Annotated in this window: 13 protein-coding genes; 8 read left to right on the top strand and 5 right to left on the bottom strand. The window is 68.6% G+C overall.

Going from position 1 to position 14558, the window contains the following annotated elements:
- The first annotated feature begins 71 nt into the window (after nt 1-71).
- The 7 genes from EAF64_RS00900 to EAF64_RS00870 all read left to right on the top strand — a co-directional run bounded on the left by EAF64_RS00900 (nt 72) and on the right by EAF64_RS00870 (nt 8133).
- Entirely contained in the window at nt 72-1346 is a 1275-nt protein-coding gene (locus tag EAF64_RS00900; protein WP_129067099.1) for a Single-stranded DNA binding protein, read from the top strand.
- Nucleotides 1343-3052 (top strand): hypothetical protein, encoded by a 1710-nt coding sequence (locus EAF64_RS00895; protein WP_129067098.1) that lies wholly within the window; start codon nt 1343-1345, stop codon nt 3050-3052. The genes EAF64_RS00900 and EAF64_RS00895 overlap by 4 nt, the downstream gene beginning before the upstream one ends.
- The gene (locus EAF64_RS00890) at nt 3052-3798 is read left to right on the top strand and encodes a metallophosphoesterase (RefSeq protein ID WP_129067097.1); all 747 of its coding nucleotides are present in this window, start codon (nt 3052-3054) and stop codon (nt 3796-3798) included. The genes EAF64_RS00895 and EAF64_RS00890 overlap by 1 nt, the downstream gene beginning before the upstream one ends.
- A gap of 65 nt (nt 3799-3863) precedes the next feature.
- Nucleotides 3864-6689: a DEAD/DEAH box helicase gene (locus EAF64_RS00885; RefSeq protein WP_129067096.1), complete on the top strand. Its 2826-nt coding sequence runs from the start codon at nt 3864-3866 to the stop codon at nt 6687-6689.
- Between the two features lie 30 nt (nt 6690-6719).
- A complete protein-coding gene (locus EAF64_RS00880) occupies nt 6720-7217 on the top strand; it encodes a macro domain-containing protein (protein WP_129067095.1) in 498 nt (165 codons plus the stop codon).
- Between the two features lie 60 nt (nt 7218-7277).
- Complete coding sequence (locus EAF64_RS00875; RefSeq protein ID WP_129067094.1) at nt 7278-7862, top strand: hypothetical protein; 585 nt, start codon at nt 7278-7280, stop codon at nt 7860-7862.
- A gap of 25 nt (nt 7863-7887) precedes the next feature.
- A complete protein-coding gene (locus EAF64_RS00870; protein WP_129067093.1) occupies nt 7888-8133 on the top strand; it encodes a hypothetical protein in 246 nt (81 codons plus the stop codon).
- On the opposite strand, the gene EAF64_RS00865 is transcribed toward EAF64_RS00870, so the two are convergent.
- The 5 genes from EAF64_RS00865 to EAF64_RS00845 all read right to left on the bottom strand — a co-directional run bounded on the left by EAF64_RS00865 (nt 8116) and on the right by EAF64_RS00845 (nt 14037).
- Nucleotides 8116-9222 (bottom strand): alpha/beta fold hydrolase, encoded by a 1107-nt coding sequence (locus EAF64_RS00865; protein ID WP_129067092.1) that lies wholly within the window; start codon nt 9220-9222, stop codon nt 8116-8118. The two genes, EAF64_RS00870 and EAF64_RS00865, sit on opposite strands and share 18 nt — an antisense overlap.
- A complete protein-coding gene (locus EAF64_RS00860) occupies nt 9222-10196 on the bottom strand; it encodes an aldo/keto reductase (protein WP_129067091.1) in 975 nt (324 codons plus the stop codon). The genes EAF64_RS00865 and EAF64_RS00860 overlap by 1 nt, the downstream gene beginning before the upstream one ends.
- A gap of 64 nt (nt 10197-10260) precedes the next feature.
- Nucleotides 10261-11319 (bottom strand): ABC transporter permease, encoded by a 1059-nt coding sequence (locus EAF64_RS00855; protein ID WP_227738847.1) that lies wholly within the window; start codon nt 11317-11319, stop codon nt 10261-10263.
- Nucleotides 11306-13165 (bottom strand): ABC transporter permease, encoded by a 1860-nt coding sequence (locus EAF64_RS00850; protein WP_129067090.1) that lies wholly within the window; start codon nt 13163-13165, stop codon nt 11306-11308. The genes EAF64_RS00855 and EAF64_RS00850 overlap by 14 nt, the downstream gene beginning before the upstream one ends.
- Nucleotides 13162-14037 (bottom strand): ABC transporter ATP-binding protein, encoded by an 876-nt coding sequence (locus tag EAF64_RS00845; protein WP_129067089.1) that lies wholly within the window; start codon nt 14035-14037, stop codon nt 13162-13164. Before EAF64_RS00845 ends, EAF64_RS00850 begins: the two co-directional genes overlap by 4 nt.
- A 93-nt stretch (nt 14038-14130) precedes the next feature.
- On the opposite strand from EAF64_RS00845, the gene EAF64_RS00840 reads away from it, so the two are divergent.
- A complete protein-coding gene (locus EAF64_RS00840) occupies nt 14131-14553 on the top strand; it encodes an SRPBCC family protein (RefSeq protein ID WP_193767526.1) in 423 nt (140 codons plus the stop codon).
- The last annotated feature ends 5 nt before the right edge of the window (nt 14554-14558 follow it).

The following is a 14558-nucleotide window of genomic DNA, read 5'->3' as shown; positions in this document are numbered from 1 at the left end:
CGGGGCTGGTCGTCCACAGCGCGCGCCCGGGCACGCCACGATTTTTATCCCACCCTCCCGAACGGGCGGGCATGGAGTTAGACGACCATGCCGAGGAACTCGCCTCCGACCTCGGCGTAGACAAAGAGGAGGTCAAATCCGACCTTGAGAACCTGGTGAGCTACAGCGTGCCCGTCGACGAGGCCAAGCAGAGCCTCCGCCGGAAGTACGGCGACGGCTCGACTGGCTCGACCGGCGCACCCAGCGCCGTCGACGTGGCCGACGTGTCGCCGGACGACTCGAACGTCACGGTGACCGCCCGCATCCTCACCGTGGGGAAACGGCCAATCCACTACCGCGGCGAGGACCACGTCATCTTCGAGGGCGAACTCGCAGACGAGACGGGGAAGATCTCCTACACCGCGTGGGAGGACTTCGACCTCGACGCCGGCGAAGTCGTCGAGATGGGCAACGCCGGCGTCCGCGAGTGGGAGGGCAAACCGGAGTTGAACCTCGGGGAGAGTACGACCCTCACCCGGGTCGACGAGGCTCTCGCCGTCGACCACCCCGTCGGCGGCGACGCCGACCTCTCGGCGCTGTCGCCCGGTGACCGCGGCGTCAACGTCGAAGTGCAGGTCGTCGAGTGCGAGCAAAAGACCATCGACGGGCGCGACGGTGAGACCGAGATCCTCAGCGGGACGCTGGCCGACGAGAGCGCCCGCCTCCCGTTCACCGACTGGGAACCACGGGCCGAACTCGAAGCGGGAGCCTCGCTCCGCATCGAGAACGTTTACGTCCGGGAGTTCCGCGGCGTGCCCTCGGTGAACCTCTCGGAGTTCTCCCGCGCCGAGCAGCTCTCAGGCGGCGTCGACGCCCGGGACGACCCCGAGCGACTGCCGATCCGCGAGGCCGTCGAACGCGGCGGGGCCTACGACGTGGAACTCGTCGGCAACGTCATCTCGATCCGGGACGGCTCGGGGCTCATCGAGCGCTGTCCCGACTGCGGCCGAGTCATCCAGAAAGGGCAGTGCCGGAGTCACGGCGCGGTCGAGGGCGAGGACGACCTGCGGACGAAGGCTATCCTCGACGACGGCACCGGAACCGTGACCGTCGTGCTGGACGACGAACTCACCGCCGAGGTGTACGGCGGCGGACTGGAAGACGCGAAAGCGCACGCCCGCGACGCGATGGACCAATCGGTGGTCGCCGAGAGGATCGCCGAGCGCGTCGTCGGTCACGAGTACGCGGTGCGTGGCTCGCTGTCGGTCGACGAGTACGGGGCGAACCTCGACGCGACCGCGTTCGCACAGAGCGCCGACGACCCCGCCCAGCGTGCGCGTGACCTGCTGGCGGAGGTGGACGGATGAGTACAGACGACTCCGACCAGGGCGGCGCAGGTCGTCGCGAGGTCGCCTACCGCATCTTCGCCGCCGAGTACGACGACGCGGACTTCTCGTACTCGGAGAGCGACGAGGAGCGCGCGCCGAACTACGTCGTCACGCCAAGCGGGGCGCGTGTCAACCGGCTGTTCGTCGTCGGCGTCCTCACCGAGGTCGAACAGGTCAACGATGACGTGCTCCGCGCCCGTATCGTCGACCCCACGGGGGCGTTCGTGGCCTACGCCGGCCAGTACCAGCCCGACGAGATGGCCTTCCTCGACCGCGCCGAACCGCCAACGTTCGTTGCGCTCACCGGGAAGGCCCGCACCTTCCAGCCCGACGATTCCGATACGGTGTACACCTCCGTCAGACCCGAGAGCATCAACGAGGTCGACGCCGAGACGCGCGACCGCTGGACCGTCGCGACGGCCGAGCGGACCCTCGACCGAATCGCCACGATGGCCGGCGCGCTCTCCCGCGAGGGACGCGGTGACGACCTCAGTGACGCCCTGATCGCCAGCGGCGTCGACGAGGGGTTGGCCGCCGGAACCGCGCTCGCGCTGGAACACTACGGGACGACGCCGACCTACCTCGACGCGATCCGGGGGACCGCGCTGGACGCGGCCCGCGTGGTCTCCGGCGATATCGACGAGGTGGACCGGCTGGTGACCGACCCCGGCGACCAGGGCACTGTCACGGTCGCCGACCTCGACGGCCTGGAGATCTCGGCCGGCCCGACGACCGAACCGACCGAGACGGCAGCGCCGGACGCCGAGACACCGACCGAGACGGCCGACTCCGGTGGGGTCGCGTCGACCACCGAACCCACCGAGGACACCGAACCGACCGAAACCACGGAATCCGGCACCGTCGACACCGAGACCGCGGCGACCGACGAGCCCGAAGCGGAGCGCGCCACCGGCGACGCCGGCACCGAGACGGCCGGCGTCGAGACCGACGAGGAGCCGGCGGAGCCAGTCGAGGCGGAGCCGGCCACCGAGCCCGCCGAGACCGAACCGGAACCGGCCGAAACCTCCACGCCCGACGCCGAGCCCGTCACCGACTCGGCCGACGAGGACATCGGTGACTTCGATTCCAGCGGTGGTGTCGACGACGCCGATACCGACGACGAGGAGGTTGGCGACTTCGATCCCGGCGAGTTCGAACTCGACGAGGAGGAACGCGAGGAGATCGAAGCGGAGTACGGCACCGACTTCTCGACCGGGACGGAAGTGAGCGAACCCGGCGAGGCCGACATCGAGACGCCCGATCCGGAACCCGCAGAGGCCGACCCCGCGGCGGAGTCAGAGCCGGCGGACCCGACCGGTGACGGCGCGCCCGCAACCGAGACCGCCGAACCCGAAACGACCGAGGAGCCCGCCGACGTCGCGGCGGAGACGGACACGGAGTCCCCGGCCGCGGTCGATGCCGAGGAGACGAGCGAGGCCGACGGAACGGACGAGACGAGCGAGGAGACCGCCGCCGAACCCGCCGAGGACGTGGACCTCGAAGACGCCGTGATGGACGCGATGCGGGATCTGGACGACGGCGACGGAGCCGACCGCGAGACCCTGATCGAGCAGGTCGCAGACAGCGCAGGGGCCGACCCCGGCGAGGTCGAGGAGGCCGTGCAGGACGCGCTGATGGACGGTCGCTGTTACGAGCCCGACGAGGCGACGCTGAAACCCATCTGATGGCGGTCGAACCGGTGCCCGGCGAGCCCGCCGCCGTCGCCGACCTGCCGGACGGGCGGGCGCTGGTGATCGCCGACTACCACGCCGGCCTCGAAGTCGGCCTGCGCTACGACGGCGTGGAACTCCGCAGCCGCGCCGCCGAGCGGCGCGAGACGGTGCTCGACCTGCTCGGCCGGACCGACGCCGACCGACTGGTCGTCCTCGGTGATTTCGGCCACGCCATCGGTGACCCCGGCGGCGAGGAGCGCGAGGAGATAGAGGCGCTGCTGGACGCACTCTCGGTGCCCGTGGTGGTCGTCAAGGGCAATCACGACGGTGACCTCGGGGGCCTGCTGGACGGCCGTGCGCGGGTCGACCTGACGCCGGGCCACGGGGTCAGGCTGGGCGACGTGGGGTTCGTCCACGGACACACCTGGCCGTCGCCGGACGTGCTGGCCGCGGATGTGGTCTGCATGGGGCACGAACATCCGATGGTCCGGCTAGAGGACGAGGTCGGCGGGGCACGGGCCGAGCGAGCGTGGCTCCGTGGCTCGCTCGATCCCCACCCCTTCGAGGCGTTTCACGACGCCGACCTCACCATCGACGGCGAACTCGTCGTGTTCCCGTCGGTGAACGATCTGACCGGCGGCACCTGGATCAACGTCGCCGGGCAGGACTTCCTCGCACCGTTCCTGCCGGCGGGACTGTCGGCCGGGCAGGCCTACCTGCTCGACGGGACGCGACTCGGTGCGTACCGGCAGGTCTGAGGGCCGACGACGACCGGAGCGTCAAAAACGGTGTGCTTAATCGGCTGAAACCGCTAGCGAGGGCGATGGCAGAATCGGGGTCGGCGGCGGCCTTCGCCGAACTCGGGTCGGCGGTCCGCGCGGCACTCTCCGAACGGGGCTTTTCGACACCGACGGAGCCACAGCGCCGCGCCATACCGCCCCTCGTCGCTGGCGACCACGGCCTCATCGTCGCGCCGACGGGGACGGGCAAGACCGAGACCGCGATGCTCCCGGTGTTCGACGCGCTGGAGGGCACGGACACGTTCGGCATCGGCGCGCTGTACGTGACGCCGTTGCGGGCGCTGAACCGCGACATGCGCGACCGGTTGGAGTGGTGGGGTGAGACACTGGACCTCGACGTGGACGTGCGCCACGGAGACACCACGGACTACCAGCGACAGAAGCAGGCCGAGAACCCCCCGGACGTGCTGGTGACGACGCCGGAGACGCTGCAGGCGATGCTCACCGGCGAGAAGTTGCGGATCGCGCTGGAGGACGTGGCCCACGTCGTGATCGACGAGGTCCACGAACTCGCGGCCTCGAAACGCGGCGCGCAGTTGACGCTGGGGCTGGAGCGGTTGCGGGAGGTCTCGGGACCGTTCCAGCGGATCGGGCTGTCCGCGACCGTCGGCGATCCGGCGGAAGTGGGCAAGTTCCTCACGGGCGACCGGGGCTGTACGGTCGTCGAGGTCGACGTGGGGAGCGAACTCGACATCGAGGTCCGGGAACCGCGGGTGACCGACGACGACGAGCGACTGGCCAGCGAGTTGATGACCGATGTGGACGTGGCCAGTCACGTCCGGGCGATCGACGAGATCGTCACGGCCCACGAGTCGACGCTGGTGTTCGTCAACACTCGACAGACCGCCGAGGCGTTGGGCTCGCGGTTCAAAGAACTCGGGACGGACATCGAGGTCCACCACGGCTCGCTCTCGAAGGAGGCCCGGATCGAGGTCGAAGATCAGTTCAAGGCCGGCGAACTCTCCGGATTGCTCTGCACTTCCTCGATGGAACTGGGGATCGACGTGGGGAGTATCGACCACGTCGTCCAGTACCAGAGCCCGCGGCAGGTCTCTCGGCTCCTCCAGCGGATCGGGCGGGCGGGCCACAGCCGCGACGAGATCTCGTCGGGCACGGTGATCACGACCCGCCCGGACGACACGTTCGAGACGCTGGCCATCGCCCGGCAGGCCCAGGTCGGCGACGTGGAGCCCGCGAACATCCACCACGGGAGTCTCGATACCGTCGCCAACCAGATCGCCGGCCTCGTCATGGACTTCGGCGAGATCTCGGCGATGGAGGCGTACGGGATCGTCACCCGGGCCTACCCGTTCCGGGACCTCGGTGAGGACGAATTCAAGGCCGTCGTCCGCGAGTTGGCGGAGAATCGCGTGGTCTGGCTCGAAGAGAACGAGGACCGCATCGAGAAGCGCCGCGGGACCTGGCAGTACTTCTACCACAATCTCTCGATGATCCCCGACGAGGCCACCTTCGAGGTCAAAGACATGGCCAGCGGCAACCAGGTCGGAACCCTCGACGAGCGGTTCGTCGTCAACTTCGCCCAGCCCGGCGAGATCTTCATCCAGCGCGGCGAGATGTGGCGCATCACGGAGGTCGACGAAGAGGAGGAGGAAGTTCTCGTCACACCCGTCGAGGACCCTGCCGGCGAGGTTCCCTCCTGGATCGGCCAGGAGATTCCAGTGCCCTACGAGGTCGCACAGGAGGTCGGTGAAGTCCGCGAGGTGGGCGGGAGCCAACTCGACGGCGCGGTCGGGACCGACGCCGTAGCGCGGGACCTCACGCGCAGATATCCCGCCGACGCGTACACCATCGGGGAAGCGCTCGACCAGCTGGCTCGCCACGACGCGCCGATCCCCTCGGGCGACCGCATCCTCGTCGAATCTCACGGCCGCGAGGTCGTTTTGAACGCCCACTTCGGGCACACGATCAACGAGACCCTCGGGCGCGTCCTCTCGGCCCTGCTGGGCCAGCGCACGGGCTCGTCGGTCGGGATGGAGATCGACCCCTATCGGATCGAACTCGAAGTGCCCGGCGGGATCACCGTCAACGACGTGCTGGCGACGCTCCGGGAGACCGAGCCCGAACACGTCGCCGGAATCGTCGAACTCTCGCTGAAGAACGCCGACGCGCTGAAGTTCAAACTCGCACAGGTCGCCGCGAAGTTCGGCGCGCTCAAGAGCTACCAGCGCGGCTCCAGCGGCGGGTTCGGGAAGCGCCGTCTGCTCGAGGCGCTGGAAGACACGCCGATCTACGACGAGGCCCTGCGGGAGTTGCTCCACGAGGAGCTAGCAGTCGAGGGGGCCAGCGAGGTGCTGGCGGCGATCCAGCGCGGCGAGATCGGGATCGAGACGGTCGCCGAGCGCACGCCGGTCGGGCTCGGCGGGCGCTCGTCGGGCCAGGAGTTGCTCGCGCCGGAGAACGCCGACGCCAGCGTCATCCAGACGGTCAAAGAGCGCATCCAGAACGACCGCGTCCTCCTCTTCTGTCTCCACTGCCAGGACTGGGAGACCAAACGGCAGGTCTCCCGGGTCTCCGACCAGCCGAAGTGTCCCCAGTGCGGGTCGACCCGCATCGCCGCGCTGAACCCATGGGCCGACGAGGTGGTGTCGGCGGTGAAACAGCCGGAGAAAGACGACGAGCAGGAGAAACAGACCCAGCGGGCGTACAAGGCCGCGAACCTCGTCCAGAGTCACGGGAAGCAGGCGGTGATCGCGCTGGCGGCTCGCGGGGTGGGCCCGCACAACGCCGCCCGGATCATCAGCAAACTCCGGGCGGACGAACAGGAGTTCTACCGGGACATTCTCGCCCAGGAGCGACAGTACGCGCGCACCCAGTCGTTCTGGGATTGATTTTTCGGGCTGGCACTCCACACTCCGCACATGGACTTGGAGGTCGTGCAGGGTGACATCGCGGCACAGGAGGCAGATGCCCTCGTCAACGCGGCCAACACGGGCCTGCGGATGGGATCGGGGGTCGCGGGCGCGCTCCGCCGGGCCGCCGGCGACGAGTTGAACGACGAGGCCGTCTCGAAGGGGCCGGTCGATCTCGGCGGGGTGGCGACGACCGACGCCTACGATCTGAACGCCGAGTACGTGATCCACGCGGCGGCGATGCCGGCAGGCGGGCAGGCGACGGCCGACTCGATCCGGGCGGCGACCCGGAACACGCTCGAAGAGGCAGACCTGCTGGACTGTGAGACGCTGGTGATCCCGGCGCTGGGCACCGGCGTCGCGGGCTTCTCGCTCCGACAGGGGGCGGAGATCATCTGCGAGGAGATCGCATCGTTCGTGCCCTCCAGCCTGCGTGACGTGCGCGTCATCGCGTACAGCGACGAGGACTACGGGACGATCCGGGACGTGGCCGAGTCGGTCCGGTGAGGCGACGACGGGCGGTCCTTCGCCAACAGGGTCTTGACAGTGCCGCCGAAACGGGGCCGCATGGATAGACGGAGGGTGCTCGTCACGCTCGGGAGCGCGCTCTCGCTCCCGCTGGCGGGGTGTGTGGTCGGGGGTGAACCGGTCGCGGGGACGACGGCGCTCTCCGGGCCGACACGCAGCAGTGACGGTGCGGAGACGCATCTGGAGTACGCCCGTGGCGGCGAGACGGTCGCGACGATGAGCCTGCTCGGACGTGGATTCGTTCCCGAGGACGGTGAGGGACGGTTTCGGCTGTCCGTGTCCCACGACAGTGATCTCCGGGCCGAACGACTCCGCTATCGACTCCGCGCGCCGGCCGGGGACCTGGAGACAGCCGTCGAGCTCTACCTGCAACGGCCGTCGGGTGACTCGTGGCCGCCGATCACGTTCAGCCGGGCCGACGATCCGTCCCGGACGCTCGTCGCGGTCGACGATCTCGGGCGGCAGGGGATCGGGACGGTCACGCTCGACTTCCTGGCCGACACCGCCGCGGAGGTGGCGGGGTTCGACCTGACCGTCGACGCCCTCGCCACGTTCTCGGGGTTCGGCGTCGGGCAGTTCACTGCGACGGGCACCTTCGAACACCGGTTCGAGCAAAACGCCTGAGTGATCGGCGACCCCACTACGAACGATGGACGTTCCGGACGAGCCCCCCGTCGAGTGTCCCGTCTGCGAGACGGCCTACGACTCGGTGTCGGTCCACGACGAGGGCGTGATGGTGAACCTGCTCGACAACGACCGGTACCGCCGGGTCTGTTTCGAGCCGACCAGCCGCGGCGGTCGCGCGATGTTGCGGTTCTACCACCACACGCACGAACAGACCGACGCCGACGGGGAGCAGGCGGACGTGCCGGCCGACTCAGAGCCCGGCGGCTGATCGGATAGCCGACGCCACCGCGCGGGGTCGTTCCTCCTCGACGAAGTGGCCCACGTCCTCGAAGGCGGTGACGTTGCCCGCCAGTTGCGGGAGTGCTTCCTGCCAGCGCCCCAGCACGGAGGGCTTCCCGCAAGGGTCCCAGCGGCCGACGACCGCCCGGACGCCGATCTCCCGCCCGCGTGGCCCCCAGGTCTTGCCGAGCGAGCGCCGGATCCGTTCGTAGAAGGGACCGGTATCCCGTTGGCCCAGATCCGGTTCGTCGTAGACGTTGCCGTGCCCCCAGTACGGCGTCTGTCGCACGAGTCGCTTGGAACTGCGGACGTTCACCGGGTCGCGGAACTGCTGTCGGAAGACGCGGTGTGCGTCGGGGTCTCGCGCGGGTGAGAGGCCGAGCCGCCGGGCCGCGGCGTAGCGCGCCCACTCGGCGTAGAGTCGGACCGGGTGCGTCGGGGAGGCGTGAAAGAGGACGTACGCCGACAGATCGCCCCACAGGGCGTCGGGGATCACGTCCGGCGTCCGCGCCCATGGCAACCACCGCGCCGGATACGTCGTGTACGTCGGCCGGTCGGCCGGCATCGGGAGCACGGTACTGTTGCAGATTACGAGATTCGAGACCAGATCCGGGTACTGGAGGAAGGCCCCGACGCCGATGGGACCGCCCCAGTCGTGGACCACGAGCGTCACGTCCTCCAGGTCGAGCGCCGGCACGAGGCTGGCGAGGTTCTCGGCGTGGTCCATACAGACCATCTCGTAGTCGGCGGTGTCCGAGAGGCCAAACCCAACGTGGTCCAGGGCGACGATCCGTACCGTCTCCGCCGTCCCGTTCAGCAGGTTCGTGATCACGTGGCGGTACGTGTAGCTACACTCGGGATTGCCGTGGACGAAGACGACGGTTCGATCGGGGTCCGCATCGGAACTCCGGCCCGATTCGATACGGCCGTCGCCGTGGACGCTGTCCCGGACGAACAACCGCTTGCCCGTGTCCCGGCCCTCTGGGATCTCGAACCACGAGCCACAGCCGGTGGGGTAGTAGTCGGCCGGCACGTCCTCGACCGGCGTGTCGCCGGACTGGTCGTACCAGACCGACATCACTCGTGGCCCGACACCGGCACCGGTTCGTACGGCTCCTCCAGCCACGCCACGTCGCTCTCCGCGAGGTCGACGTCGAGCGCCTCGACGGCCTGTTCGAGGTGTTCGACGCTCGTCGTGCCGACGATCGGCGCGTCCACCACGTCCTTGTCGAGAACCCACGCCAGCGCGATCTGAGCCATCGTCACGTCGTACTCGTCGGCCAGTTCCTGCACCCGCCGGTTGATCTCCGGCCCGCTGCTCTCCATGTAGGGGTGTTCGTACAGGTACTCCTCGCTCTCCCCGCGGGCGGTGGCGTCCACGTCCTCGTGCGGTCGTGTGAGGTAGCCCCGCGCCATCGGACTCCACGGGATGACCCCGATCCCCTCTTTTTCGCAGTAGGGCAACATCTCCCGCTCCTCCTCGCGGTAGACCAGGTTGTAGTGGTTCTGCATCGTGCTAAATTCGTCCAGGCCCAGACGCTCACTCGTGTGCAGAGCGTCGGCGAACTGGTGGACCCACATCGAACTCCCGCCGACGTACCGGGTCTTCCCGCGCCGCACGGCGTCGTCGAGCGCGCGCAGCGTCTCCTCGATGGGCGTGTCGTAGTCCCAGCGATGGATCTGGTAGAGGTCTACCGTGTCCATGCCAAGGCGCTCCAGCGAGGCGTCCAGTTCCTGCTCGATGGTCTTCCGCGAGAGCCCACCCGAGTTGGGATCGTTCTCGTCCATCTGGAAGAAGACCTTCGTGGCGACGACGTTCTCTTCGCGGCGTCCCTCCAAGGCGTCGCCGAGGACGCGCTCGGACTCGCCCGTCGAGTACATGTTGGCCGTGTCGAAGAAGTTGATCCCGAGGTCGATGGCCCGGTCGATGATCTCGTGGGCCTCGTCGTCGTCGAGCACCCACTCGCGCCAGTCCGCATCCCCGAAACTCATACACCCGAGACAGAGCCGGCTGACCTCCATTCCCGTCGATCCGAGGGTCGTGTACTCCATGGCGGGCGGTCGCACGGCCGGTGCAAAAAGTTACCCCGACGCGGTGGGGTCGCCGACCTCGCGGTTACAACGACTCCACGTCCAGCCCCCGCGTGTACCGCCGCGCCAGCCCGTACAGCCCGACGGCCACCGCCACGTAGACCACGACCAGCACGTAGGTCGTCGTCGTCGGACTATCGACGGCCAGTTTCGCTACCGTGGTGGCGGGGTGTTCGGGGAGGAACACGGCGGAGGCGAAGAGTCCGAGCACGCCGATGGAGTAGAGCAACTGCGCCGACCGGCGTTCGCCCATGACGAGGCCAAGCGTCACGCCGACCACGACGACGATGGCCGCCATCGCGGCGACCGTGACGAGCAACAGCCCCACGTTGGAGACGTTGATGCCGTTGAAGGATAGCAGGACGATCCACATGAGCGCCTGCACGGGCGCGAGCACGGCCATGGCGGCGGCCTTGCCGTCCACGATGTCCACCAGATCGACGGGCGCGACCCGGAGCAGGTCGAGCGTGCCGCGTTCGATCTCCTCGGTGATCGCGTCGACGGCGACGGAGCCGCTGATGAACGGTGGGAGGAAGAGGAGCAGCGGCAGGAGGATGGTGTAGGTGAACCCGAAGTAGGGGCTGGCCGAGACCTCGCCGGGCAGGGGCACCGGCGGGTCGTCGAGGAACGCTTCGCGGGCGTCGCGTTGCTGGCGCTCGAAGGTCTGGAGGACCTCCCGGATCTGGACGACGATCAGCGTCGTCTTGATACTGCCCTCCGGCGCGGTGGCCTGGACGGAGATGCGGCTGTCCGGCTGTCTCGTCGCGATCATCACGACGTCGACCGCGCCGTTCTGGAACCCCTGGAACGCGGTGGCGTTGCTCCGGTACACGACCGCCTCCGCGCCCTCTGTGTCCTCGATGGCCCGCAGCAGGCTCTCGTTTGCCTCGCCGGTCACGCCGATGTCGATCTCGCCGGAGGCGGAGGCTCCCGGATCGTACAGCGAGGTGAGGCCGACGACGAGGAACGAGGAGAACGCCGCCACGAACAGCTGGATGAGCAGGGCGAGGACGATGGTCTTCTCGCGGGACAGCGAGGCCAGGTCGCGTCGCCCGATGGCGACGCGAGGGTCAGACGAGGCCACTGATGCTCACCACCGTGTAGTTGTAGGCGAAGTGGATCGCCATGGAGAGCGTGACCGCCGCGAGGTAGGTGCGTCTGGTCTTGCTCGCCCCCACCGCGGAGATGGCGGCGGTGACGACGTGCAGGGCCAGGGGTGCCAGGAGCAACCCGATCGCGATGGGAAGCGAGGGGATGCCCGTCCCGGTGGCGAGGGCGGCCTGCCCTTCGACGACCGAGTCGGGGAGTCCCACGAGCTGGGCCAGCAGCGTGAGCTTCTCGCCGACGAAGAAGCCGATTCCGGAGAACGCGCCGACGACCAGCGCTGGCCCGAGGCCCGCCTCGAACCGGTCGTGGGCGTACCCGGCGTAGACGTGCAGCGACTTGGCGAACTCCTCGACGACGACCACGACGACCAGCACCGTGGGGATCGACAGGGCATTCGGGATGGCGAACAGCGTCGCGACGCCGACCAGTTCGGTAACGAACACGAACGGCAGGAGGATCGCGGTGACCGCGGCCACGGACCACTTGCCGTGGACCCGGGCCGCCAGCGCGTCCAGCGCCTTCAGCGGGATCGACCGCTGGGTGAACATGTCCTCCTCGCGGTAGATGCCCGCGCCCAGGCCGAACAGGACGCCCGCGGTGAGCAGGGGTGGCACCAGCGAGAACGCGAACTCGCCGAGTCCCACGGCCTGGCCCTGCAGGTTGCGGACGACGATGGTCAGCGGCGAGATGAGCGCGACTGCACCCACGTCGGTGAAGATGGCGGGCACGAACGCGTAGGTCGTCAGCGACACGGTGACGGTGACCGTCACGAAGGTCAACTCCTTGAACGAGCGGGCGAACATCGCGCCGAGGAAGGTCGCCGACAGAAAGAGCAGGGCGATTGGCACGACGGCCAGTACCGAGGTGGCGACCGAGAGGGGGTCGACCGCCGGGAACTCCAGCGCGGCGGCGATCACGGCGGCGATGCCGATAGCTGCACTCAGGTACGGCAGCGTCTTCCCGCCGATGATGTCGAACCGCGAGACGGGTGCGACCAGCAGGAGTTCACCCCGACGATTGAGCCGTTCGGAGAGCATCGTGCTCCCGTAAGCCTGGATGATGAAGTTCAGCGGGAGGACGAACAGGAAGGCCAGCACCAGTGACTGGAAGGGGAAGGGTGGTGCGATGTCCGCCGGAGTCCCGGAGGTGTTGCCGCCGGCGAGTCGGCCCGCGATGCCGCCGACGCCGCCGGCACCACCGGCCACGTCGTCGATGTTCTCACCGCCACCGCCGGCACCACCGGCCGTCCCGTCGCTCCCGTTGCCGTCGGCGGTACCGGTCCCGCCGTCGCCCTCACCGTCACCAGCGCCGGTGCCGTCGGCCGTGGGCTCGTCGTCGGTCGTCGACTCCGGCCCGTCGCCGGTGGCGATGATTTCGTTGACCTGTGCCCGCTCCGTGTAGCCCAGGGAGACGCGAACCGGGAAGGCGGCGGACTGGTTCGATTCCTGGCGCATCTGCCGGTTGTTGTACGCTCTGACCGAGGAGCGCAACTCCGTCTGTGCCGCCGCGGCCTTCGAGGTGGGTGCGGCGTCGATGGCCAGTCCGTCGATCCGGAGTTCGACCTCGTCACCGAGGTCGGCGCGTTGGTCCCGGACGGCGAACGTCGGGTCCTGGTCGACCACGTCGTAGTACCGGCTGTCGTCCGTGACGCCGACGCGGTAGATGCCGCTGTCGACGGCCACGCCGGAGGTGGCCGCGTAGGGCGCGGCGATGCCGACGGCCAGCAGTGCCAGCGCGCCGACGACGACCGTCCGGCGGTCGACACCGCCCGCGTTCTTCGTGACCTCCCAGCGTGCGATCCGCAGGAGTGTCCGGAGATTCACGGTGTGGCCCCCGACTCGGCCAGATCGAGGAACACTTCTTCCAGGCTGGACTCCTCGGTTCGGATGTCGACCACCGACCCGTCCGCGTCCTGGGCGTCGGTCCGAATTCGATCGACGCCGTCCATGGACTCGACGACGCTCCGATACCGTCCGTTCTCCTGCACACTGCCGGGCACTTCGACGGTGGTGAAGACGTGATACTCCGTCTCACCGTGTTCGGCCCGGAGGTCTTCGAGCGGGCCCTGTGCGACCACGCGCCCCTCGTTCATGATAGCGATCCGGTCACAGATGCTCTCGACGTGATAGAGGTTGTGGGCGCTGAAGACGATGGTCTTGCCCTGGTCGGCCAGGTCGCTCGTGAAGTCGATGACGTAGTTGGTCGTCAGCGGGTCCAGGCCGCTGGCGGGTTCGTCGTACACCAGCACGTCGGGGTCGTTGATGAGCGACCGGGCGATGGCGACCTTCCGTTTCATCCCTTTCGACATGTCGCCCAGCTGGCGGTCGCGGTGTTCGAGGTCGAGTTCGTCGAGCGTGTCGTGGATACGCCGGTCCGCGACGCCGTCGGCCACGTCGTAGAGGTCGGCGAAAAAGTGCAGGTACGACAGGGGCGTCATCTCCTCGTACAGCGGTGATTCCTCGGGGAGAAAGCCCAGCTTTCGACGCATCTCGGTGGTTCCGGCGTCGTGGCCCGCGACCGAGACGTCGCCGTCGGTCGGTTCCAGGAGGCCGGCGAGCATCTTCAGCGTCGTCGTCTTGCCGGCACCGTTGGGGCCGATGATCCCGAACACTTCGCCCGTGTCGACGGAGAACGTGCTTCCCTCGACGGCGGTGAACCCGCCGTACTCCTTTCGCAGGTCCCGGACCTCGATCATTCTTCTTCGGCTAAGCAAGCCGACACTGTATAACTTGGCACCCGATTATCACTGGCTGGAAAGCGTTTTGACGGTGGCGGCCCCCCATCAGGTATGCTCGGCCGCGAGTTCGGGGACGTGCATGCCGGTATCGAGCGCACCCCCGACGGACGACGGCTCTGTGTGAGCCGCGAGATCGACGCCCCCGCCGAAGTACTGTGGGACTACCTGACCGACACCGAGCGCTGGCCGGAGTGGGGGCCGTCGGTCCGGGCCGTCGACTGTGGCACGCGACAGATAACGGCCGGGACGACGGGGTGGATCGAGACGGTCGGCGGCGTCCGGGTCCCGTTCGAGATCACGAGTTGTCGGGACCGACGCTGGACCTGGCGTGTGGCGAAGGTGCCAGCGACCGGGCACCGCGTCGAGGGCGAGCGACCGTGTCGGGTCGTGTTCGAGATTCCGGTGCTGGCCGGTGGGTACGCACCGGTGTGTGCGCGGGCCCTGCAGGACCTGGCGCGGCTAGCCGGGACGTGAACCGC

The organism is Halorientalis pallida (assembly GCF_004118325.1).
Taxonomy (GTDB): Archaea; Halobacteriota; Halobacteria; order Halobacteriales; family Haloarculaceae; genus Halorientalis; species Halorientalis pallida.
Note: the sequence above shows the minus strand (reverse complement) of the source record. Positions and strands in the feature narration are given on the sequence as shown.

Excerpts from the sequence above, each read along its gene's own strand:
- EAF64_RS00875 (WP_129067094.1), top strand. The coding sequence starts at position 7,278 with ATGGATAGACGGAGGGTGCTCGTCACGCTCGGGAGCGCGCTCTCGCTC.
- EAF64_RS00840 (WP_193767526.1), top strand. The coding sequence starts at position 14,131 with ATGCTCGGCCGCGAGTTCGGGGACGTGCATGCCGGTATCGAGCGCACC.
- EAF64_RS00880 (WP_129067095.1), top strand. The coding sequence starts at position 6,720 with ATGGACTTGGAGGTCGTGCAGGGTGACATCGCGGCACAGGAGGCAGAT.
- EAF64_RS00845 (WP_129067089.1), bottom strand. The coding sequence starts at position 14,037 with ATGATCGAGGTCCGGGACCTGCGAAAGGAGTACGGCGGGTTCACCGCC.
- EAF64_RS00870 (WP_129067093.1), top strand. The coding sequence starts at position 7,888 with ATGGACGTTCCGGACGAGCCCCCCGTCGAGTGTCCCGTCTGCGAGACG.
- EAF64_RS00890 (WP_129067097.1), top strand. The coding sequence starts at position 3,052 with ATGGCGGTCGAACCGGTGCCCGGCGAGCCCGCCGCCGTCGCCGACCTG.
- EAF64_RS00860 (WP_129067091.1), bottom strand. The coding sequence starts at position 10,196 with ATGGAGTACACGACCCTCGGATCGACGGGAATGGAGGTCAGCCGGCTC.
- EAF64_RS00885 (WP_129067096.1), top strand. The coding sequence starts at position 3,864 with ATGGCAGAATCGGGGTCGGCGGCGGCCTTCGCCGAACTCGGGTCGGCG.
- EAF64_RS00895 (WP_129067098.1), top strand. The coding sequence starts at position 1,343 with ATGAGTACAGACGACTCCGACCAGGGCGGCGCAGGTCGTCGCGAGGTC.
- EAF64_RS00900 (WP_129067099.1), top strand. The coding sequence starts at position 72 with ATGGAGTTAGACGACCATGCCGAGGAACTCGCCTCCGACCTCGGCGTA.
- EAF64_RS00865 (WP_129067092.1), bottom strand. The coding sequence starts at position 9,222 with ATGTCGGTCTGGTACGACCAGTCCGGCGACACGCCGGTCGAGGACGTG.